Source organism: Desulfovibrio sp. SGI.102 (genome assembly GCF_050314315.1).
Taxonomy (GTDB): domain Bacteria; phylum Desulfobacterota; class Desulfovibrionia; order Desulfovibrionales; family Desulfovibrionaceae; genus Desulfovibrio.
Window position 1 is genome coordinate 20976 of sequence record NZ_JBNPNC010000006.1, and the last position, 22624, is coordinate 43599.

Annotated in this window: 15 protein-coding genes; 11 read left to right on the plus strand and 4 right to left on the minus strand. The window is 65.4% G+C overall.

Features of this window, described 5'->3' with window-relative positions; translation table 11 throughout:
* Positions 1 to 615: 615 nt before the first annotated feature.
* Both ACQRCJ_RS02715 and ahcY read left to right on the plus strand, forming a co-directional pair.
* Positions 616 to 1542, plus strand: coding sequence for an ArsR/SmtB family transcription factor (locus ACQRCJ_RS02715; protein ID WP_427799326.1), 927 nt, complete (start codon positions 616 to 618; stop codon positions 1540 to 1542).
* Positions 1543 to 1788: 246 nt separating this feature from the next.
* Positions 1789 to 3210, plus strand: a complete 1422-nt coding sequence (ahcY, locus tag ACQRCJ_RS02720) for an adenosylhomocysteinase (protein ID WP_168935580.1) — start codon at positions 1789 to 1791, stop codon at positions 3208 to 3210.
* A gap of 250 nt (positions 3211 to 3460) precedes the next feature.
* Here the strand turns inward: ahcY and ACQRCJ_RS02725 are convergent, their stop codons facing one another.
* Positions 3461 to 4468 carry a hypothetical protein gene (locus ACQRCJ_RS02725; RefSeq protein WP_427799327.1) on the minus strand — a complete coding sequence of 336 codons (1008 nt, stop codon included), beginning with the start codon at positions 4466 to 4468 and terminating at the stop codon, positions 3461 to 3463.
* A 94-nt stretch (positions 4469 to 4562) separates the two neighbouring features.
* Between ACQRCJ_RS02725 and ACQRCJ_RS02730 the strand changes: the two genes are divergently transcribed.
* From ACQRCJ_RS02730 to ACQRCJ_RS02745, 4 genes are all read left to right on the plus strand, one after another.
* Positions 4563 to 5570, plus strand: coding sequence for an NAD-dependent epimerase (locus ACQRCJ_RS02730; RefSeq protein WP_204626365.1), 1008 nt, complete (start codon positions 4563 to 4565; stop codon positions 5568 to 5570).
* On the plus strand, positions 5567 to 7738 hold the full coding sequence (locus ACQRCJ_RS02735; RefSeq protein WP_427799328.1) for a U32 family peptidase: 2172 nt from the start codon (positions 5567 to 5569) through the stop codon (positions 7736 to 7738). The genes ACQRCJ_RS02730 and ACQRCJ_RS02735 overlap by 4 nt, the downstream gene beginning before the upstream one ends.
* Positions 7739 to 8200: 462 nt before the next feature.
* Complete coding sequence (locus tag ACQRCJ_RS02740) at positions 8201 to 9178, plus strand: methyltransferase (protein ID WP_427799329.1); 978 nt, start codon at positions 8201 to 8203, stop codon at positions 9176 to 9178.
* Positions 9179 to 9388: 210 nt separating this feature from the next.
* Positions 9389 to 12982 (plus strand): UvrD-helicase domain-containing protein, encoded by a 3594-nt coding sequence (locus ACQRCJ_RS02745; protein WP_427799330.1) that lies wholly within the window; start codon positions 9389 to 9391, stop codon positions 12980 to 12982.
* A 463-nt stretch (positions 12983 to 13445) separates the two neighbouring features.
* Here ACQRCJ_RS02745 and ACQRCJ_RS02750 read toward each other — a convergent pair whose 3' ends face one another.
* The 3 genes from ACQRCJ_RS02750 to ACQRCJ_RS02760 are packed head-to-tail and all read right to left on the minus strand — an operon-like array spanning position 13446 to position 15282.
* A complete protein-coding gene (locus tag ACQRCJ_RS02750; RefSeq protein ID WP_239465126.1) occupies positions 13446 to 14186 on the minus strand; it encodes a septal ring lytic transglycosylase RlpA family protein in 741 nt (246 codons plus the stop codon).
* Positions 14183 to 15016 carry a hypothetical protein gene (locus ACQRCJ_RS02755; protein ID WP_006007091.1) on the minus strand — a complete coding sequence of 278 codons (834 nt, stop codon included), beginning with the start codon at positions 15014 to 15016 and terminating at the stop codon, positions 14183 to 14185. Before ACQRCJ_RS02755 ends, ACQRCJ_RS02750 begins: the two co-directional genes overlap by 4 nt.
* Positions 15013 to 15282, minus strand: a complete 270-nt coding sequence (locus tag ACQRCJ_RS02760; RefSeq protein ID WP_168935309.1) for a hypothetical protein — start codon at positions 15280 to 15282, stop codon at positions 15013 to 15015. The genes ACQRCJ_RS02755 and ACQRCJ_RS02760 overlap by 4 nt, the downstream gene beginning before the upstream one ends.
* Positions 15283 to 15874: 592 nt before the next feature.
* Here ACQRCJ_RS02760 and dsrA (ACQRCJ_RS02765) point away from each other — a divergent pair.
* The 5 genes from dsrA (ACQRCJ_RS02765) to dsrA (ACQRCJ_RS02785) all read left to right on the plus strand — a co-directional run bounded on the left by dsrA (ACQRCJ_RS02765) (position 15875) and on the right by dsrA (ACQRCJ_RS02785) (position 22612).
* Positions 15875 to 17188, plus strand: coding sequence for a dissimilatory-type sulfite reductase subunit alpha (gene dsrA / locus ACQRCJ_RS02765; protein ID WP_168935310.1), 1314 nt, complete (start codon positions 15875 to 15877; stop codon positions 17186 to 17188).
* Between the two features lie 18 nt (positions 17189 to 17206).
* Entirely contained in the window at positions 17207 to 18352 is a 1146-nt protein-coding gene (gene dsrB / locus ACQRCJ_RS02770) for a dissimilatory-type sulfite reductase subunit beta (protein ID WP_168935311.1), read from the plus strand.
* Positions 18353 to 18412: 60 nt separating this feature from the next.
* Positions 18413 to 18649, plus strand: coding sequence for a dissimilatory sulfite reductase D family protein (locus ACQRCJ_RS02775; RefSeq protein WP_168935312.1), 237 nt, complete (start codon positions 18413 to 18415; stop codon positions 18647 to 18649).
* Positions 18650 to 19273: 624 nt separating this feature from the next.
* A complete protein-coding gene (locus ACQRCJ_RS02780; protein WP_168935313.1) occupies positions 19274 to 20920 on the plus strand; it encodes a sigma-54-dependent Fis family transcriptional regulator in 1647 nt (548 codons plus the stop codon).
* A 378-nt stretch (positions 20921 to 21298) separates the two neighbouring features.
* Entirely contained in the window at positions 21299 to 22612 is a 1314-nt protein-coding gene (dsrA, locus tag ACQRCJ_RS02785) for a dissimilatory-type sulfite reductase subunit alpha (RefSeq protein ID WP_168935314.1), read from the plus strand.
* The last annotated feature ends 12 nt before the right edge of the window (positions 22613 to 22624 follow it).

The following is a 22624-nucleotide window of genomic DNA, read 5'->3' on the forward strand; positions in this document are numbered from 1 at the left end:
GTATCGGTCACCGGCGCGGCCTTCGTGCCGCTCGCACGACGACGCCGGGCAGTCGTCTTTTTCGGAGGGATGGCAGGTTCCGGCGGTACCGCGGCCGCGGTCGTCTCGGCGGGCGGGATCACCGGAGGGATTTCCGGGAGCGCGGCTTTGGTGGCGGCAACGCCCTGCGATGCATCTTCCTGTGGGACGGCGTCCGCCGCTTCCCGGGGAGCCCTGTCCGGCGCAGATCTCTTTTTCCGCCCGCCGTTCCGCTCGCGGGAAGACGCCGAGCCTGCCGCCTGCCGTTCCTCAAGGCCATCCGCCGATGCCTTTTCGGCCGGCGGTTCTCCCTGCGTCGCCTTTTTCCCCTTCCCGGCCGTCTTTTCCGAGCGCGCCGGAGACGGCTCAAGACCACAGGCCTCCAGCAACGAGAGGGCCGTGGCCGTGATGACGGTCACCCGCTTGCGCGACAACCGTCTTTTTGTCTCCTCCCCGGCAGCGGAAGACCGGTCGGGGGCAGCATCGGAAGGCGAGGACATGGAACTCCTTGACTATATCCAGATAGGCTGATATTTGCATCAAGCAAATTTGATACATAGATCGCAGGCGCGCCCGGCGCGCCGTACGGGGGCACGCATGGCACTGGTATATTTCAAGGCACTTTCAGACGAGACCCGTCTGCGACTGGTGCATATCTTGCTGCATTACGAACTCTCGGTCAACGAGCTGGTGCGCATCCTCGGCATGGGGCAATCCCGCGTCTCGCGCCACCTCAAGATCCTGACCGAAGCGGGTCTGCTGACCTCGCGCCGGGATGGCCTGTGGGTCTTCTATGCCGCCACGCGCTGCGGCGAGGCCAGCGACTTTTTGCAGGCCATGGGGCCCTTTTTGCATACGGACACGGCCATGCGCGAGGATCTGGCCATGGCGGCCCAGATCCTGGAGGAACGCGCCCTCAAGACGCGCCAGTTCTTCAACGCCATCGCCGAGGACTGGGACGAGCTCAACCGCGAAGTGCTGGAAGATTTCGACCTGCCCGCCGCCGTGCTGGCCGCCGTGCCCGAGGGCTGCCGCGTGGCCGTGGACCTGGGCTGCGGCACCGGCGCGGTGCTGGAGCGCCTGCTGCCCGCCAGCCGGAGCCTCATCGGCGTGGACGGCTCGGCCCGCATGCTGGAGATGTGCCGCCGCCGCTTCAACCCCGTGGATCTGGCCAACGAGAACCGCATCTCCCTGCGCATCGGCGAGCTGGACCACCTGCCCCTGCGTGATCAGGAAGCGGACTTCGCCTGCATCAACCTTGTCCTGCACCACCTGTCCGACCCCGGCGAGGGCCTGCGCGAGATCCGCCGCAGCCTGACCACGGGCGGGCACCTGTTCGTGGCCGATTTCCTCCAGCACCACGACGAGACCATGCGCAGCCGCTACGGCGACCGCTGGTTGGGCTTCGACGAAGAACGCCTGCAGGAACGCCTGCGCCAGGCCGGTTTCGAAGTCCTGTCCTGTACGCGGCAGGCCGTGGGCCGCGGCCTGTTTCTGCTGCTGGTGCAGGCACGCACCTGTTAGGGATATTTTCGGGGGGAAGGCCCCCGTGCCCCATCTTCCCCCAAACGTGCTCCATTCAGGAAAGCCTGCCCCCGATGGGGAGCGGCGCACCTGTCCCGGGGGGATATGGCCCGGAAAAGGCACACAAGATTTCCCGCGCGGCCTTACCGAAGGCTGCGCACCATCCCCGAACAGGGGACAACGACCATGCCGCAGACCGCCCTTTTGTGGAGCGGCCCAACATACTTCCTCAAGGAGAATGGAACGATGACCAAAGCCCTGGACCTTTCCCTGGCCTACAAAGTGGCCGACATGGCCCTGGCCGATTTCGGCAAGAAGGAAATGCAGCTCTCCGAGCGCGAGATGCCCGGCCTCATGGAGTGCATCCGCAAGTACGGTGACCAGAAGCCCCTCAAGGGCCTGCGCGTGACCGGCTCCCTGCACATGACCATCCAGACCGCCATGCTCATCAAGACCCTGCACGCCCTGGGCGCGGACATCCGCTGGGCCTCGTGCAACATCTTCTCCACCCAGGACCACGCCGCTGCCGCCATCGCCGAGCAGGGCATGGCCAAGGTCTTCGCCTGGAAGGGCGAGAGCCTGGAAGATTACTGGTGGTGCACCGAAATGGCCCTGACCTGGCCTGACGGCAAGGGCCCCGACCTGATCGTGGACGACGGCGGCGACGCCACCCTGATGATCCACAAGGGCGTGGAAGTGGAAAACGATCCCTCCCTGCTGGAAAAGACCTACGACAACAAGGAATTCCAGATCATCATGGATCGTCTGGCCCTGCGCTACAAGGAAGATCCCAACCACTGGCATGAAGTGGCCGCCAAGGTGAAGGGCGTCTCCGAAGAGACCACCACCGGCGTGCACCGCCTCTACCAGCTGGAAGCCGAAGGCAAGCTGCTCTTCCCGGCCATCAACGTCAACGACTCCGTGACCAAGTCCAAGTTCGACAACCTCTACGGCTGCCGTGAGTCCCTGGCCGACGGCATCAAGCGCGCCACCGACGTCATGGTGGCCGGCAAGGTCGTGGTCGTGGTGGGCTACGGCGACGTGGGCAAGGGCTGCGCCCAGTCCATGCGCGGCTTCGGCGCCCGCGTGCTGGTGACCGAGATCGACCCCATCTGCGCCCTGCAGGCCGCCATGGAAGGCTTTGAAGTCACCACCATGGAAGACGCCCTGGCCGAAGGCGACATCTACGTCACCTGCACCGGCAACCTGCGCGTCATCACCGGCGAACACATGGAAGGCATGAAGGACGAAGCCATCGTCTGCAACATCGGTCACTTCGACAACGAGATCGACATGCACTACCTGGAGTCCACCCCCGGCATCACCAAGCTGAACATCAAGCCCCAGGTGGACAAGTGGACCCTCAAGTCCGGCCGCAGCATCATCGTGCTGGCCGAAGGCCGCCTGGTGAACCTGGGCTGCGCCACCGGCCACGCCAGCTTCGTCATGTCCAACAGCTTCACCAACCAGACCCTGGCCCAGATCAAGCTGGCCAAGGGCGACCTGGAAAAGAAGGTCTACACCCTGCCCAAGGAACTGGACGAAGAAGTGGCCCGCCTGCACCTGGCCCGTCTGGGCGTCAAGCTGACCACCCTGACCCAGGAACAGGCCGACTACATCGGCGTGAAGGTCGAAGGCCCCTACAAGCCCGACCACTACCGCTACTAGGCCGCAGTGGGCCGTCGTCTTTGCCCGGGCCTCGCACCGGGACACGGACGGCAAGCAAAAATAAAAAGGAGAGGCTCCTCAAGGAGCCTCTCCTTTTTGAAATAAAACGCGCCGGGAAGGGACGGGGCCGACCGGATGCCGCCCGCACGCTCCCCGTTGCGATGGAAGCGATCACGGCAGCGGGAGCAGCCGCCTTTGAGGGAGGAGGAACTCCTTCGCTCAAAAATGCCGGTGCCTCAGCCCGTGTTGCTTAGGCCCTGGGCTTGCCATCCTCCACGACCACATCGGCGTCGGTCACCTCGTCCTTGCGGGGGGCGGTCGTATTCTTGGGCGCTTCGCCCAGGTCTTCGGGGTCCACGTCCACGATGTCCTCGGCGGGCGCGTCGCCCTTCTTCTCCCCGGCTTCAAGGGCCGCGGCATCGGCGGCGGCTTCCTCAGGCGTGTAGGCGGGGCCGGGCGGCAGGGCATACCCGCCACCATCCACGGCCTGCAGGGGTTCGATGCCCCGGTTGAGGGGGATGCTGCCCTTGCTCACCAGCACGATGCCGGTCTTTTCCAGCACCTCGCGCCGGTAGGCGTATTCCTGCTCCATGCGGCGGTGGCGGTAGATGAGCAGCAGGCGCCCCAGATAACAGGCCGCCAGCAGGGCCGCGATGCTGCCCGCGATCCACGGGATGTAGGGCTTGAGCGCGGCACCGAAGGCCACCACGGCCGAGAACATGCCGTCCACGAAGACCAGGGCCGCGGCCAGCAGCAATATGCCCAGCAGGATGACCACAGTGGGCGCGTGCTGCACACAGGCGTAGAAATAGCGCAGCCGCTTGGGCACCATACGTTCCGAGCCGGGCTTGCCGGGCTGGCGCTCCCGCTCCAGGGTATTGGAGACCCAGAGGCCGGAAAGATGCACGATGAGCAGCAGCGCCACCGGAGCGGCCACAGCGCCGATGGCCCAGCCCAGGATGGGGAACTGGGCTTCGGGCGGGCCTCCGGCCAGCGACGGCTTGGCGTGCATGATGCCGTAAAAGAAGGCGATACCGCCGATGATCAGCTCAAGGAAGAAGATCGCGATGAGCAGATAGATGATGGTGTCGCGATTCTCGCCCTTGTACCAATGACGGATGGCCTCGTCCCTGCCGGCGTCGGCAGCGGCTCCGGTCTTGCCAGCGGCGGCACCGGCGGCTTTCTTGCCGGTCCCGGCGGCGCTGTTGCGCATTTCGGAAGCGTTGCTGGACGCAAAGGTGGATTCGTTATTTTTCATGTTCCCGAACATAGCCGGGCGGGGCAGCGGAGGCAAGAGCAAACCCTTGCCCCGGAAGCGCTTCTGGCTTAGTCTGCGCCAACAGGAGGACAGCATGCATATTCTCGTTACCGGAGCCGCGGGCTTCATCGGCTATCATCTCTGTGACCGTCTGCTGGCCCAGGGCCACACCGTGGTTGGCCTGGACAACCTCAACGACTATTACGACGTCCAGCTCAAGAAAGACCGTCTGGCTCAGCTGGAAGGCCGTCCCGGTTTCCGCTTCGTACTGCAGGACATGGCCGAACGCGAAGCCATGAGCGCCCTGTTCGCGGCCGAAAAGTTCACCCATGTCATCAACATGGCGGCCCAGGCCGGTGTGCGCTACAGCCTCATCAATCCCATGGCCTATGTGGATTCCAACCTGGTGGGCTTTGCCAACCTGCTGGAAGGCTGCCGCCACAACGGCGTGCAGCACTTCGTCTTCGCGTCCTCCTCGTCGGTCTACGGGCTCAACACCAGCCAGCCCTTCTCGGAACACAACAACGTGGACCATCCCGTGAGCCTGTACGCGGCCACCAAGAAGAGCAACGAGCTCATGGCCCACTCCTACAGCCACCTGTACGGCCTGCCCTGCACGGGCCTGCGCTTCTTCACGGTCTACGGCCCCTGGGGCCGCCCGGACATGGCCCTGCAGCTCTTTGCCCACGCCATCATGAAGGACGAGCCCATCAAGGTGTTCAACGGCGGCCGCATGCGCCGCGACTTCACCTATATCGACGACATCGTGGAAGGCGTGGTGCGCCTGCTGCCCCTGGCGCCCAAGCCCGACCCGCAGTGGGATGCCGCCACCCCCGACCCGGCCACCAGTTCCGCGCCGTGGCGCATCTACAATATCGGCAACAACCAGACCGTGGAACTCAACGATTTCATCGCCGCCCTCGAAGAGGCGCTGGGCAAGAAGGCCATCCGTGACCTGCTGCCCATGCAGCCCGGCGATGTGGAAGCCACCTGGGCCAACATCGACGCTCTGTCGCAGGCCACGGGCTTTGCGCCCGTGACGCCCCTCAAGACCGGCATCGAGCGCTTTGTGGCCTGGTTCAAGGAATATTATTACGCATGAGTGACATCATCCTGCCCGCCCCTACCCCGGAACGCCCGGAGATCCTGGCCCCGGCCGGTGACGCCCAGTGCTTCACCGCGGCCCTGGCCGCCGGTGCCGACGCCGTGTACCTGGGCCTGAAGCACTTCTCGGCCCGTATGCAGGCCGAGAACTTCGGCCTTACCGACCTTTCGCGCCTCACCGACCTGGCCCACGAGGAACAGGCCCGCGTCTATGTGGCCATGAACGTGCTGGTCAAGCCGCAGGAGACCGCGGCGGCCTACCGTCTCATCCATCGTCTGGCCCGGCAGGTGCGCCCCGACGGCATCATCGTGCAGGATCTGGCCATGCTGGATCTGGCGCGGCAGGCCGGTTTCGAGGGCGAGATCAACCTCTCCACCCTGGCCAACATCACGCACCCGCAGGGCCTGCAGACCGCCAAGGACCTGGGCGCCAGCCGCGTCATCCTGCCGCGCGAGCTCTCCATCGATGAGATCCGCGCCATGGGCGAGGCCTGTCCCGAAGGGCTGGATCTGGAATGCTTCGTCCACGGCGCGCTGTGCTACTGCGTGTCGGGCCGCTGCTACTGGTCCAGCTACATGGGCGGCAAGAGCGGCCTGCGCGGCCGCTGCGTGCAGCCCTGCCGCCGCGTCTACCGTCAGGGCGGCGCCGCTGCCGCGGCCATGGCCAAACAGGCCGAACAGCAGGCCCGCGAACAGGGCCGCAACGGTCGTGACGGCGGCCGCGACATGCGCCGTCCCCGGCCCCAGCGCAGCAACCCCAGCAAGGGGCGCGACGGCCGCTTCTTCTCCTGTCTGGACCTTTCGCTGGACGTGCTGGCCAAGACCCTGCTGCACATCCCGCATCTGGTCTCGTGGAAGATCGAAGGCCGCAAGAAAGGCCCGCACTACGTCTATCATGTGGTCACGGCCTATCGCATGCTGCGCGACAATCCCGGCGACCCGCAGGCCCGCAAGGACGCCGAGGCCATCCTTGAGATGGCGCTGGGCCGTCCCGGCAGCCGTGCCCGCTTCCTGCCGCACAAGGACAACCTCATCCCCACCGACCCGTCGGGGCAGACCAGCTCCGGTCTGCTGGCGGGCAAGATCAATGTGACGCCCGAAGGCCAGGTGCTGCTCAAGCCCCATTTCGAGCTGCTGCCGCAGGACTATCTGCGCGTGGGCGTGGAAGACGAACGCTGGCACGCCACCCTGCCCGTGACGCGCCGCACGCCCAAGGCGGGCACCCTGATGCTGCGCCTGCCCAAGCACAAGACGCCCAAGGCGGGCACGCCGGTCTTCCTCATCGACCGCCGCGAGCCCGAGCTGATGCAGATCCTCAGGGAGTGGCAGGCCCGGCTCGACCGCATGCCCACCCGGCCCAGCAAGGCCGTGGAGAGCGAGCCCCGTCTGCCCCGGCCCGTCAGGCCCGCGCCCCGGCCCGAGATGGTGGTGCGCGCCAGCATGCCGCAGGGCCGCGAGACCCGCGGCTGCCGCAGCCAGAACACCGGCCTGTGGCTCTCGCCGCGCACGGCCGAGATCTCGCGTACCATCGCTCCGCGCATCTGCTGGTGGCTGCCGCCCGTCATCTGGCCCGAAGAGGAAGAGGCCATCCGCCGCCGTCTGGCCCACCTGACCCGCGAAGGCGCGCGCCACTTCGTCTGCAACGCCCCCTGGCAGCGTGACCTGTTCCCGGCGGAACTGCTGGCCCGCATGAACGACGAGCCCGAGGATCCCAAGCACAGCGATGCCCTCGACCTGCTGGCCGGGCCCTTCTGCAACGTGGCCAATGCCGCCGCGCTGGGCGTGCTGGCCGACATGGGCTTCAAGGGCGCGTACATCAGCCCCGAACTGCCCGCCGACGACATCCTGGCCCTGCCTCGCCAGAGCCCGCTGCCGCTGGGCATGGTGCTGGGCGGCTTCTGGCCCGTGGGCATCAGCCGCTTCGGCCTGCTGGGCATCAAGCCCAACGAGCCGTTCATGAGCCCCAAGGGCGAGGTCTTCTGGGCCCGCCAGTACGGCGGCAATGTCTGGCTCTATCCCGGCTGGCCCCTGGATCTCACCGCCAAGCGGCAGGAGCTCCAGCAGGCAGGCTACAGCTTCTTCGCCCGTCTGGAAGAGAACCCGCCCTCCAGTCTGCCCGAGATGCGGCGCCAAGGCCTGTTCAACTGGGACGGTGCCTTGCTGTAACATATCAAAATAAACGGAAAACAGGGGAGGGAGCCCCTTAATCCTTGCTATCGATGCCGTAAGGTGCCTATGCGCCAACGGGCACGGCCTGCGGCTGCCTTCGGTCGCTGCTGGCGGCAAAAAGGGGTTCCCTCCGTACCCCCCTTCTTCCCCAAAACCCGCACACAGGAAAGACAAACGGTATTGCCCACGGGGATACCGTCTGTGCCCAAAGGAAATGGCTCCGGCACGTTTTCCGGTACTGTCTCCCGCGCAACCGTAAAGCATCACAGGGCCATGCCGCAGGCATGGCCCTGTTTTTTCATGTAACCGCCCTTTCAGGTGGGGAAGCTTTTCCATGTTTCGCGGAAAGTCACCGGAAGGCAGCCCGCGAACGCCATGTCCGTTGCAACAGGACGAACCGCGGCATCGCCCACAGCGCCCTCCTCCCCTCCAGCAAGCCGCCATCACCACCGTACGCCCATGAACGATACCGCCATCACGACCGCCCGTGCCCTCTTCCCCCGGGGCCTGCACCAGCCGCAGGACAGCTACCGTTTCGGCGCGGACGCCCTGCTGCTGGCGGCCTTCGCGGCGGAAAGCCTTGCCTCCCTGCCGGGAACGGCCCCCCGGAAGGTGGCGGAGCTTGGCAGCGGCTGCGGTGCGGCCCTGCTGGGCCTGTGCCTGTATCTCTCGTCCGGCACGGCGGAGATGCCGGAGCACTGTCATCAGGCAGACGCGCTGCCCCGCCAATGCCCCTGCACGCAGCCTTCAGAAGCACCATCCGCTGCCGCTGGCGGACAGCCGGTGGGAGAAGGCCGCGGAGGACACAACGCCCCTCACCTGCACGCTCTGGGGCTGGAGCAGGACACGGCCTTATGCGCTGCGGCCACGGCAAACGCCCGCCTTCTGGGGCTGGAAGATGTGTGCCGCTTCCGGCAGGGCGACCTTGCCGACACGCATTTTTTGCGGGACTGCGGCGAAAATGCCTTCCATCTCGTCCTGGCCAACCCGCCCTATGCGCTGACGGGCAGCGGCCGCCCCTCGGCCAGTGCCCGGCGCGACGCCGCCCTGCGCGGCCCCGCCTCTCTGCACGACGGCCCGCACGCCCGCCAGCGGCGGCCCGTCCCCAATGGCGTGTCTGATCCGCTGGCCGTGTTCTGCCATGCGGCCCGGCGCCTGCTGCGCCATCACGGTCTGTTCTGCTGCATCTTCCCGGCGGAGGACCTGTCCCGCCTGCTCTCCACACTGGAGCGGGAGCGTCTGGGCTGCCGCCGCATCCTGCCCCTCTGCCCCCGCGCCGGAGAAGCCGCCAAACGGGTGCTGGTGCTGGCGCGCAAGGACGCTGCCGCCCAATGCCGGCTGGAAGCTCCCCTGCCCCTGCACGACGGACAGGCCTGGAGCCGCGGGGCCCTTGCCTTCTGCCCCTGGCTGGGCGCGGGCCATGAGGAAAAAAGATAGCGCCCTCCCATCCCTGAAAACAGGGAGCCACGACGGCCAGCGGCCCGGTGTCGCAATGGCAGCCACCCGGAAGTGCCTCTATCCCCGAAGACGGTCCGAGCCCCTCACCGCAGGTGACAGGTGCGGTCGCGAGAATGCACCGCCCTTGCCTTGCGACCGGCTTTCCATAACAATATCGGTTTACTCATCCTGACATCGCGGAGCCTGTCCATGAATTTCATCGCCGACCTGCACATCCATTCCCGCTTTTCCCGTGCCACCAGCAAACAGCTCTCGCCCCGGCATCTGGCTGCCTGGGCCCGCTGCAAGGGCATCAACGTGCTGGGCACCGGCGACTTCACCCACCCGCAATGGCGGGACGAGCTGCGCCAGCAGCTGGTGCGCGACGAGGCCAGCGGCCTGTACCGCCTGTCCGGCCCGGCGGAGGAGCTGGACTTTTTGCAGGGAAAGACACCGCCGGATGCCGACGGGCCGCTCTTCCTGCTCCAGACCGAGATCAGCTCCATCTACAAGCGTCAGGGCAAGGTGCGCAAAGTCCACAACCTGATCTTCGTGCCCACGCTGGACGATGCCGACCGCCTTTCGCAGCGGCTGGAGCTGGTGGGCAACCTGCATTCCGACGGCCGTCCCATCCTGGGCCTGGACTCCCGCGACCTGCTGGAGATGACGCTGGATGTCTGCCCCGAGGCCGTGCTCATCCCGGCCCATGTCTGGACGCCGTGGTTCGCCCTGTTCGGCTCCAAGTCCGGTTTCGACCGCCTGGAGGACTGCTTCGACGACCTTTCCTCCCACATCTTCGCGCTGGAGACGGGCCTTTCCTCGGACCCGGGCATGAACCGCATGGTCAGCCAGCTGGACGGTTACGCGCTCATCTCCAATTCCGACGCCCACTCCGGGGCCAATCTGGGCCGCGAGGCCAACTTCTTTGCGGGCGCGCCCTCCTATGACGGCATCTTCGCCGCCCTGCGGGCCGCAGCCCGTCGCCTGCCGCCCGACCGGCAGCCCCAGGACTGCCGCTTCCTGGGCACCATGGAATTCTACCCCGAAGAGGGCAAATACCATCTGGACGGCCACCGGGCCTGCGGCGTGGTGCTGGAACCGCGCGAGGCCCTGGCCCTGGACAACATCTGCCCGGTCTGCGGCAAGCCCCTGACCATCGGCGTGCTGCACCGCGTCTGCGAGCTGGCCGACCGCGAAACGCCCGCCAGCCTGCTCCATGAGCCGGAGGCCCGGCCCCTGATCCCCCTGCCCGAACTGGTGGGCGAGATCCTGGGCGTGGGCAGCGGCTCGCGCAAGGTGCAGGACAGGTACGCGGCCCTGCTGCGCGATCTGGGGCCCGATCTGGACATCCTCTGCCGCATGGACGAGGAGCAGGTGCGCCGCCACTGGGAGCCGCTGGGCGAGGCCGTGGCCCGCATGCGCCGGGGCCAGGTCATCCGCAAGGGCGGCTATGACGGCGAATACGGCGTGGTGCGCGTCTTCAGCCCCGAAGAAGCCGCGGAATGGCAGGGGTCGACCCGCAGCCGCAGCCTGCTGGACGGTGCCGCGCCCCGCAAGCGCGGACGGCCCAAAAAGGTGGCGGACCCCGCCCCGCAGGCCCCGGAGCAGGAGACCGCCGCCACGGTGGCGGCCATCCGGGTGCGCCGCAAGAAGGACAGCGCCGCGCCTGCCGAAAGCGAACCCGAGCCCGCCACGCCCGACGGACGCACGCTGGGCGGCTTTTCCCCGGCACAGGCCGAGGCCCTGACCGCCGGGCTGGAGACGGGCACGCCCGTGCTGGTGCTGGCCGGGCCCGGTGCGGGCAAGACGCGCGTGCTGGTGGGCCGTCTGCAATATCTGCTGGCCCATGACGTACCGGCCTCGCAGCTGCTGGCCGTGACCTTCACCCGACGCGCCGCGCAGGAGATGCGGCAACGCCTGCAGGCCCCGGCCGGGGACGGCGCTGTCCCCGCGGCCCTGCCCCGCTGCGACACTCTGCATGCCCTGGCCTGGAGCGTGGTGCAGCGGGAGCTGCCCTCGGCGCTGCTCCTGCCCGAAGACGCGGCCAAGGCCCTGTTCGTGGATGCCGGGCACCCGGAGAGCCGCGAAGAACGCAAGACCCTGCGTCGCCTTTGGGAGCGTTTGCAGTGGTCTCGTGAACAGGGGCTGTCCGCCGACGAGCTCCCCGACGACCTGCGCGCCGCCGTGGCCGACTGGCAGGCCGCCCGTACCGTGCGCAGCCAGAGCCCGCTGCTGGATTACGCCGACCTGCTGGAATTCTTCCTTTTCCATCTGCGCGCCCGTCAGGGCGAGGACATCCGGCCCGACCTGGAGCACAGCCTGCTGCCGCCCGCCTGCCGGGCCCTGCTGGCTGCCGCCGTGACGGAACGGCACCATCCGGCCCAGACGTCTGCCCCTTCTCCCGCGACTTCCGCCGGGCCGGACACGACGCCCGAACATCATGAAGCCCCGCACAAAGGCCACGCCGTGCCGCGCCAGATGTCCCTGCTGGGCATGGTGGCCGCCACGGCAGCCCCCGCCCATGTTCCTGCGCCCTCCCGCCGGGCTTCGGCCCTGCCCTGGCGGCATGTGCTGGTGGACGAGGTGCAGGACCTTTCCCCGGTGCAGCTGCGCCTGATCCGCGCCCTGTTGCCCGAGGACGGCAACGGCTTTTTCGGTATCGGCGACCCTGACCAGGCCATCTACGGCTTCCGTGGCGCCAGCGGCCAGAGCGAGGACAGCCTGCGCGCCCTCTGGCCCTCCCTGCGCGTCTGCCGTCTGGGCCAGAGCTACCGCGCCAGCCAGGGCGTGCTGGACATGGCCCAGAGCCTGCTGCAGGGCCGCGGGCACTGCGGCGCCCTGCAAGCCATGCGCCGGGAGCAGGCCCGCCTGCATCTTTTCTCCGCCCCCGACCAGCAGGCCGAGGCCCGCTGGATCGCGGGCCGCATCCGTCAGCTGCTGGGGGCCACGGCCCATACGCTCATGGACCAGATCGCGCAGGAAGACGAGCTGGCCGGGACCCTTTCTCCGGGCGACGTGGCCGTGCTGGTGCGCCTCAAGGCCCAGATACCGGTCATCCGCCGCGCGCTGGAGCAGGAGGGCATCCCCTGCGCCGCGCCCGCGCAGGAGGACTGCTGGCAAGATCCCCTCTGCGCCGCCGTGCTGCGTCTGGCCATCGCCCGCGGCCAGGGCGAGGCCCCTGTCCCTGTCAGCGACGACGCCGAGAGCGACGACCTGCTGCCCCTGCTGGAACAGGCGCTGGATCTGGCCCCGGACGCGCCCCTGCCCGATCCCCAGGCCCTGCAGGCCCGCCTTTCCGGGCACAGCCGCCTGCCCGCCCCGCTCTGGCAGGGCACGGCATGGAAGCAGCTTTACCGTGCATGGCAGGACTGCGGCCAGTGGGAGGCCCTTGTGCAGCAGCTGGGCCTGCAACATGAGGCGGAACTCATCCGCGCCCGCTCGGAACAGGTGCAGATCCTGACCCTGCACGCCTCCAAGGGCCTGGAATTCCAGGCCGTGTTCCTGCCCGGACTGGAAGAGGGCCTGCTGCCCATGCGCCGGGATCTGCTGCTGGAGAACCCGGACGACGACATGTCCCCCGCCGCGCAGGCCGCCCGTCTGGAAGAAGAGCGCCGCCTGTTCTATGTGGGCCTGACCCGTGCCGCCCGCGCCCTGTATGTGAGCCACAGCGCCGGGCGCCGCCTCTTCGGCCGGGAACTGGCACTGGAACCCTCCAGCTTCCTGCCGCTGGTGCGCGACTTCTGCCGCCAGAGTACCCTGGCCCGGCATACCAAGGCCGTGCGGGAACATCTGTCGCTGTTCTAGATGGAAAGGCTGTCTTGAGGGAGGGGGGACCCCCTCCACTGACGCGAGAGGGGCTCCCCCCTCCCTCAAGATCCCTCCCCCTTCCCCAGCGCGCTTCATCCAACCAGCCATTCCCGCAGAACGATCCATCATCCTGTTTCCGTATGACCGTCATCCGTCCTGCCCTCACCGAGCAGGAAATAGCCGCCCTTGTCGCCCAACGGCGGGACCCGATGGAGCGGAGCAGCAAGCCTTGCGCGGTATCGTCCTTGCCGGACAACGACGGAGACCAGCCATGCCTCCAAAAGAAAAGTTTTAGGGAGGATGGGGGGAGTTTGAGGGGGGAAGGGAGACCCTTTTTCAAAAGGGGCCCCTTACCCCCTCAAGCCGTCTCCTCTCCCGGTCTGCCATCCCCATGCCCATAAAAAACGGGCCGTTCCCCGCAGGGAACGGCCCGTTCGACATGTCAAAGGATGGCAACAAGCTAGCTCGCGCCGCCGTCGCCCACCACGAAGGCGTGGGGGTACAGGGCACGCAGCACGCGCATCATCTCGTCGGCCTTGCGGGAGTCTTCCCACGGGCCCACCTGCACGTTCCAGAGGTTGTTGCTGCCAAAGATCATGCGGCCCTTCTGGCCGCTGCGGGTGAGACGCTCGATGAGGCCCTGGGCGTTGTCCTTTTTGGAGAACGCGCCGATCTGGACGAAGAAGTTGCCGCGCACCACATCGCCGTCTTCCACCTGGGGCACGTCGCCCAGGCTCTGGATGCGCACCCGCGCCGTGCCCTTGCCGATGACGCCCAGCCGCTGGGCGGCTCCGCGCGAAAGGTCGATGACACGGTCGTCCACGAACGGCCCGCGGTCATTGATGCGCAGGATGAGGGAACGGTGGTTCTCCAGGTTGGTCACGCGCACTTCCGTGCCCAGGGGCAGGATCTTGTGCGCGGCGCTGATGTTGTACTGGTTGAAACGCTCGCCGCTGGCCGTCTTCTTGCCGTGGAAGCCGGGGCCGTACCAGGAGGCCACGCCCTCTTCCACGAAGCCGTGGGCCGACTTGAGCGGATAGTAGGTCTTGCCGCGCACGGTATAGGGCTTGGAGCCCGGTACGCCGCCCTTGCGCCAGGAGGTGTCCCTGCTGCCGCAACCGGCCAGCAGCACGGCCGCCAGCAACAGGCAGGACAGGTTCACCAGCAGACGGGGGAAGGAAAACTGTCGCTCCGTCATCATCGTCCCTCTTCCTGCAGTTGTTCCAGCTGCCGCAACAGGGTCAGGCTCTCGGCATCCAGGCGCCCCATACGGGCGGCGCATTCCAGCATGCAGCGGGCCTCCTCGCTGCGACCGGCCTCCAGCAGGTCCCAGGCCGCCAGCATGTACAGGCGCTGGGGCCGGCTCCCGTACAGGGCGGAGAGCAGGTCGTCATACAGGTCGGCGAAGACCGCCCGGGCACGGGCCTCTTCCATGACCAGCCAGCGGGCCAGATGCGTGTTGTCCTCCTGCCCTTCCAGATAGCGAAGCAGCAGGAACAGACCATGCCGCAGCACATGCAGGATGCGCTGCAGCTCGCGCGCGGAGCTCTCGGCGGTCTGCTCGCCCAGCTGGCGCAAAGGATCGTAGAGCTCGGCCGTCACGCCCTGATGGCGTCCCAGCTGGGCCAGACGGTTGGCATAGTGCTGGCGCTGGAAGGCGTCCTCGCGCAGTTTGGCGCACTCGTGGAAGGCATAGCCCACGCACCAGTCGATGAGCGCCTCCACCGGCTGCTGGCTGACCAGGCCGTCGGGATGACGGCTGCCGGAATACTGCCAGAGCAGGATGGCGTCCTTGTCCGGGGTCTGGGACTGGCTGTTGCGGAACAGGTGATGCGCCGTGTCCTTGAGGCGCCAGAACACGCCCTTGCGCATGGCCTCGCCCAGGAGGTCGCGGATGGACGAATAGGAAACGGCGCCTTCGTGATCGAAACGGCGGCGCTGCTCTTCCAGCCCCTCATAGACCTGGCAGTAGTCACGCACCAGGTCGCGCACTAAAAAGGCCTTGCGTTCCGGCGACCAGCGCCCGTTCACAGACCGGCCTCCTCCAGCAGGGCGCGGGCCACGGCCGCATCATAGAGCTTGAGGGGATCGGCATCGGCGTTGCGCTCCTCACGGTACAGGCGCGCCGCGTCTTCGATGACCTGCAGGTCCAGCCACTGGTGGCGGTCCCAGACCTCGGGATGGTCGGACTGCCAAAGGCGGAACTGCACGCCGCCGTCCTCACCGCGCCGCACGTACATGCGGGCCCTGTGGTCCGCGGCATTGGGGAAATAGTACAAACCACGCTCGTCTTTCATGCTTTTTTCCTTGCTGGGCCGCTCCCGGCGGCACTGTGAAATACTGCCCGAACCATAGCCGCTAATGTTTTTTTTGCCAAGGCGAGCACAGGGAGCGCTCCCGCACGGGACAGCGGAACGCTCTGCACAGGCTGCCCGGCAATGGACCGGTCCCGTGACTGCACCGTGTCTATCAGGGCGGCATAGCGTATATTTTTGGAGAAGTTGATATGACATTTTTTTCACATAGTTATCCGCACCATACAAACAACATGCCTGCGCAGCCCGCATTGTGACTGTGCTGTGAAAAAGCGGTCAATCACAAGAAACAGCGGTTGTCATCGCCAAAGAAATACGCTAAAAGAAGCAGAACTGCATTGCAGTCCGCAGTGCCGGACGTCCAACAGCGTCTGCCGCTGCGCCTGCGATCCCCCGTCTGACTACGCCGGACAGGGAACAGCACCTGGGGCGGCACACATATGTGTGCAGGCCGCAAGACGAGGCCGCCCCGGCGGCGTTTTGTCGTGTGCGGTTCCGGGCTACTACGGCCCCAAGCGTCATGACGAAGGCACATCACGCGATGTGATACAACAAACCATGTGGAGGTATGGCAATGGCGAAACATGCAACCCCCCTGTTGGACCAGCTTGAAAGCGGCCCCTGGCCGAGCTTTGTGTCCGACATTAAACAGGAAGCGGCTCACCGCGCGGCCAATCCGGACGGGCTGGACTATCAGATCCCCGCTGACGCCCCCGAAGACCTGCTCGGTGTGCTGGAACTTTCCTACGAAGAAAAGGAAACCCACTGGAAGCACGGCGGCATCGTGGGCGTGTTCGGTTACGGTGGCGGCGTTATCGGCCGTTACTGCGACCAGCCCGAAAAGTTCCCCGGCGTGGCCCACTTCCACACCATGCGTGTGGCCCAGCCCGCTGCCAAATACTACCACACCAAGTTCCTGCGTGACCTGTGCGACATCTGGGATCTGCGCGGTTCCGGTATGACCAACATGCACGGTTCCACCGGTGACATCGTGCTCCTGGGCACCCAGACCCCGCAGCTGGAAGAAGTCTTCCACGACCTGACCCACAAGCTGAACGTCGACCTCGGTGGTTCCGGCTCCAACCTGCGTACCCCCGAAGCCTGCCTCGGTCAGTCCCGCTGCGAATATGCCTGCTACAACACCCAGGACATGTGCTACCAGTTGACCCAGGACTACCAGGACGAACTGCACCGTCCCGCCTTCCCCTACAAGTTTAAGTTCAAGTTCGACGGCTGCCCCAACGGCTGCGTGTGCGCCATGGCCCGTTCCGACTTCGCTGTGGTGGGTACCTGGAAGGACGACATCAAGATCGACCAGGATGCCGTGAAAGCCTACGTGGGCGGCGAATTCAAGCCCAACGCCGGTGCTCACGCCGGTCGTGACTGGGGCAAATTCGACATCCAGAAGGAAGTCATCGACCTCTGCCCCTCTAAGTGCATGAGCTGGGACGGCAACAAGCTGTCCATCAAGACCGCCGACTGCGTGCGCTGCATGCACTGCATCAACACCATGCCTCGCGCTCTGCACATCGGTGACGAACGCGGCGCCAGCATCCTCGTGGGTGCTAAGGCCCCCGTGGTGGACGGCGCCCAGATGGGTTCGCTGCTGGTGCCCTTCATCTCCTGTGAAGCTCCCTACGATGAAATCAAGGAAGTCATCGAAAAGATTTGGGACTGGTGGATGGAAGAAGGCAAGAACCGCGAACGCGTGGGCGAAACCATGAAGCGTCTTTCCTTCCAGAAGCTGCTCGAAGTCACCGACACCGAAGCCGCTCCTTACCACGTCACGGCTCCCCGCTCCAACCCGTACATCTTCTTCAAGGAAGAAGAAGTGCCCGGCGGCTGGACCCGCGACCTGGCTGAATTCCGCAAACGCCATCAACGCTAGTTTAAGGGGGAGAAGAACATGGCTTTTATTTCTTCCGGGTACAATCCCGCCAAACCGATGGAAGGCCGCATTACCGACATCGGCCCCCACAAGTACGACGAATACTTCCCGCCGGTCATCAAAAAGAATTTCGGCAAGTGGCTGTACCACGAAATTCTTGAGCCCGGCGTGCTGATGCACGTGGCCGAAGGCGGCGACAAGGTGTACACCGTCCGCGTGGGCGGCACCCGCACCATGTCCATCACCCACATCCGCGAACTGTGCGACATCGCCGACAAGTACTGCGGCGGTTACCTGCGCTGGACCACTCGTAACAACATCGAATTCATGGTGGAAGACGAAGAAACCATGAAGGCCCTGCGCGACGACCTGAACAGCCGCAAGTTCGACGGCGGTTCCTTCAAGTTCCCCGTGGGCGGCACCGGCGCTGGTATCAGCAACATGGTGCACACCCAGGGCTGGGTGCACTGCCACACCCCCGCCACCGACGCCTCCGGCCCGGTGAAGTGCGTGATGGACGCCATCTTTGATGACTTCAAGGACATGCGTCTGCCCGCTCCTGTGCGCATCGCCTTGGCCTGCTGCATCAACATGTGCGGCGCCGTGCACTGCTCCGACATCGGTCTGGTGGGTATCCACCGCAAACCGCCCATGATCGACCACGAATGGGCTGACCAGCTGTGCGAAATTCCTCTGGCCGTGGCCGCCTGCCCCACCGCTGCCGTTCGTCCCACCAAGGTTGAACACAACGGTCAGAAGGTGAACTCCATCGCCATCAAGGAAGACCGCTGCATGTACTGCGGTAACTGCTACACCATGTGCCCCGCCCTGCCCATCGCCGACCACGAAGGCGACGGTATCGCCATCATGGTGGGCGGCAAGGTGTCCAACCGCATCAGCATGCCCAAGTTCTCCAAGGTCGTCGTGGGTTACATCCCCAACGAACCTCCCCGTTGGCCCAGCCTGACCAAGACGGTGAAGCACATCGTCGAAGTCTACGCCGCCAACGCCAACAAGTACGAACGTCTGGGCGACTGGGCCGAGCGCATCGGTTGGGAAAGCTTCTTCAAGCTGACCGGCCTGCAGTTCACCCACCACCTGATCGACGACTTCCGCGATCCGGCTTACTACACCTGGCGTCAGAGCACCCAGTTCAAGTTCTAAGCCGAGCTTGAAAATACCCCGGCGGCGCTTTCCGGCGCCGCCGGGTTCAGGAGAAAAAAAATGGCTGACGAAAAAGACGTTGTTGTCGAATTCCTGAAGAGCAAGTCCTCCTCCAAGTCCAAGTTCTACTTCAAGGACTTCACGGACCTGTTCCCCGAAAAGGGCCCCCGCGAAGTGAAGAAGATCCTCACCAAGCTGGTGAACGAAGAAGTTCTGGAATTCTGGTCTTCCGGCTCCACCACCATGTACGGCCTGAAGGGCGCTGGCAAGCAGGCCCACACCGAAGGCGAAGACTAGTCTTTTTGCCTTCGGCTTTTGAACGCCCCGACTGCAACGTCTGTGCGTTTACAAAGGCCATTGGAGCTTCGACTCCTTTCTCAAGAAATGCCACAACCTCTGTTGTGGCGTTTCTTGTTTTTGTCCTTGTAAAAATTTCCGGGGCCTGCGGCATCTCCAGCTTCCGGCAGCGTCCTTCCATCCCCGCGACACGCTCCCTACCGGCGCCTGTAGCCTCTCAACGCGCATCCCTCCCCACTCTTCTTTCCAGCCTTCCTTGCGACCGTTCCGGCATCACACGCCTCTTCTGCGGCATATCCTTCCCAGTCATGACATCGGGGAGCACCGGCCGCCTTTTTCCGGGACAGTACGCCTTACGCCCGATGTCGGGCGGCGAAGCTCCGCCCGGACAGAGAGATTCGTCCCTCTCACCTCTGGCCATGAAGGAGCGCCCCCACGACCACGGGACGGCATCGTCGCCGCTCCAACTATTTTTCGTTGAAAAAGCCTGCCGTCACCATTAGTCTGGGGCTGCGACACGCCCAAACGATCCTGGCCACCACTATTTGGCCGGGCGCAAAGAGCACGAGAGCGCCTTAGCGCTCCCATCAGCTCTGGATACAGCAGCCATCAGACGGAGAGACCATGCACGACCACCATCCAGCTTTTCCCCGCACCGGAGCCACAGCGGACCTGCCTGCCGGAACCCCGGCCCCCGAACAGGACATGGGGCAGATCCGGGCCCTGCTTCTGGAGATGGCCCGCTGCCAGTCGCTGGACCAGATCTTCCGTCTGGTGGCGGAGACCTTCGCCGCCCGGCAGGACGTGGCCCTGTGCCGCATCTGGCTGCTGGAACAGACCGAGCCGAGCCTCTGCGCCAGCTGCCGCCATTTCTACGATTGCCGCGACCATCGCCAGTGCCTGCGGCTGGCGGCCAGCACCGGGCGTTCCCGCGTGGACGGGCATGCCTGGACCGCTCTGGATGGCGAGCACAGCCGTTTTTCCCTGGGGCTGGGCAAGGTGGGGCTCATCGCCCAGTCAGGCACCGCCTATCATGTGGATGCCGTCCGCCCGGATATGGACTGGGTGACCTCGCCCGACTGGATACGCCGGGAAGGCATCCGCACCTTCCTGGGCCAGCCGCTGGTGCACCGCGGCCGCGTGCTGGGGGTCTTCGCGGTCTTCAGCCGCGAAGTGCAGGATGCCCAGGCCATGGACCGCCTGCGCATGATCGCGGACTATCTGGCGGTCTCCATCGCCAATGCCCAGGCCTTTGAAGAGCTGACCCGCCTGAAGCGGCAGCTGGAGATCGAGAACGCCTACCTGAAGAACGATGCCCTTCCCCCGGCCGCCCTGGCGCTGACAGGGGACAGCCCCTGCATGCGCACGCTGAAGGAAAAGATCCGGCAGGTGGCTTGTACGGACGTGCCCGTCCTCATCACCGGCGAAGCCGGCAGCGGCAAGGAAGCCGTGGCCGCCGAGCTGCACCGGCAAAGTTTCGTGGCCGGCGGGCCGCTGGTGCGGGTCAACTGTGCCGCCATCGCGCCCGACAGCTTCGAAGACGAGTTCTTCGGCCATGCGGCCCGCATGGGCTTTCTGGAGGCCGCCTCGGGCGGGACGCTCTTCCTGGATGCCGTGGACGAGCTCCCCCTGCCTCTGCAGGCCAGGCTCCTGCGCGTCCTGCAGGACAAGGAGTTCCACCGCGGCGGCGAGGACAGCGGACACCGGCTTAGCGTGCGCCTTGTGGCCGCCACCAGCCGCGACCTCTACGAGCTGGTGCGCGCGGGGCTTTTCCGCGAAGACCTCTATTACCGCCTCAATGCCTTCCCCATCCGCATCGCTCCCCTGCGTGAGCGCCCGGAAGACATCCTGCCGCTGGCCCAGGCCTTTCTGGAACATGACCGGGCCCACCTGCAGCGGCCGGAACTGGCCTTTGCCGACGACGCTCCGGGACGCCTGCAGGCCTATGCCTGGCCCGGCAATGTCCGCGAACTGCAGGAATGCCTCCTGCGCGCGGCCGCAGGCAGCACGGACGGTCTCCTGTACCTGGAGGCCCTGCCGCCGTCCCCTCCCTCTGCCGCGCCCCGGCCCGTCCTGCCTGCCGACGACAACGCCATCGTCTTTACCGAGGCGGAGATGCAGGCCCTGGAGCGGACCAATATCGCCAATGCCCTGCAACGGTGCCACGGCAAGATCTATGGTGAGGACGGGGCCGCGGCCCTGCTGGGCATCAGCCCCACCACGCTCTGCTCCCGCATCAAGAAGTTCGGCCTCCGCAAACAGGATGCCTGATCCGGGCCGGAAGGCACGCCGCGCCGGGGAACCCGGCCCGCGCCAGCCCTCACGGCCCGGCCCGTCCTGCCATGCCCACTCCAACACCGCAGGATGGCGGCGCATCTTCGCACGGTCCTGACCGTGCCGGAGCCCCGCGCCCTTTACCCCTCCCCTTTTCAACGATTTTCCGTTAAAATAACACCGCGAGCATAAATTTTGCTGTCTAAAAACGAAAATTCCTCTTTTTCTATTGCCAAAAGCAACGATTTTTTGTTACCAAGAAGCCATACCGTGGCTGGAAAGGCCATCTTTACCCCCGAGGATGCGCCATTTTTCAGCATTTGGTAAAATATTCAACGATTTTTCGTTGAAATATGCACTCATGGAGGTATGGCAATGCCGAAACATGCAACTCCCCTGCTGGACCAGCTCGAAAGCGGCCCCTGGCCGAGCTTTGTATCCGACATCAAACAGGAAGCCGCCGCCCGTGCGGCCAATCCCAAAGGACTCGACTATCAGATCCCCGCTGATGCCCCCGAAGACCTGCTGGGCGTCCTGGAACTTTCCTACGAAGAAAAGGAGACCCACTGGAAGCACGGCGGCATCGTGGGCGTGTTCGGTTACGGCGGCGGCGTCATCGGCCGTTACTGCGACCAGCCAGAAAAATTCCCCGGCGTGGCCCACTTCCACACCATGCGTGTGGCCCAGCCCGCTGCCAAGTACTACAACACCAAATTCCTGCGCGACCTGTGCGACATCTGGGACCTGCGCGGTTCCGGCATCACCAACATGCACGGTTCCACCGGTGACATCGTGCTCCTGGGCACCCAGACCCCGCAGCTGGAAGAGATCTTCCACGATCTGACCCACAAGCTGCACAACGACCTCGGCGGTTCCGGCTCCAACCTGCGCACCCCCGAAGCCTGTCTCGGCCAGTCCCGCTGCGAATATGCCTGCTACAACACCCAGGACATGTGCTACCAGCTGACTCAGGACTACCAGGACGAACTGCACCGTCCCGCCTTCCCCTACAAGTTCAAGTTCAAGTTCGACGGCTGCCCCAACGGCTGCGTGTGCGCCATGGCCCGTTCCGACTTCGCTGTGGTGGGTACCTGGAAGGACGACATTAAGATCGACCAGGATGCCGTGAAAGCCTACGTGGGCGGCGAATTCAAGCCCAACGCCGGTGCTCACGCCGGTCGTGACTGGGGCAAGTTCGACATCCAGGCCGAAGTGGTGGACCGCTGCCCCTCCAAGTGCATGAGCTGGGACGGCAGCAAGCTGTCCATCAAGACCGCCGACTGCGTGCGCTGCATGCACTGCATCAACACCATGCCCCGCGCCCTGCACATCGGTGACGAACGCGGCGCCAGCATCCTGGTGGGCGCCAAGGCCCCCGTGGTGGACGGCGCCCAGATGGGTTCGCTGCTGGTGCCCTTCATCTCCTGTGAAGCTCCCTACGATGAAATCAAGGAAGTCATCGAAAAGATTTGGGACTGGTGGATGGAAGAAGGCAAGAACCGCGAACGCGTGGGCGAGACCATGAAGCGTCTTTCCTTCCAGAAGCTGCTCGAAGTCACCGACACCGAGGCCGCTCCGTACCACGTCACGGCTCCCCGCTCCAACCCGTACATCTTCTTCAAGGAAGAGGAAGTGCCCGGCGGCTGGAACCGCGACCTGGCCGAATTCCGCAAACGCCATCAACGCTAGTGTAAGGGAGAA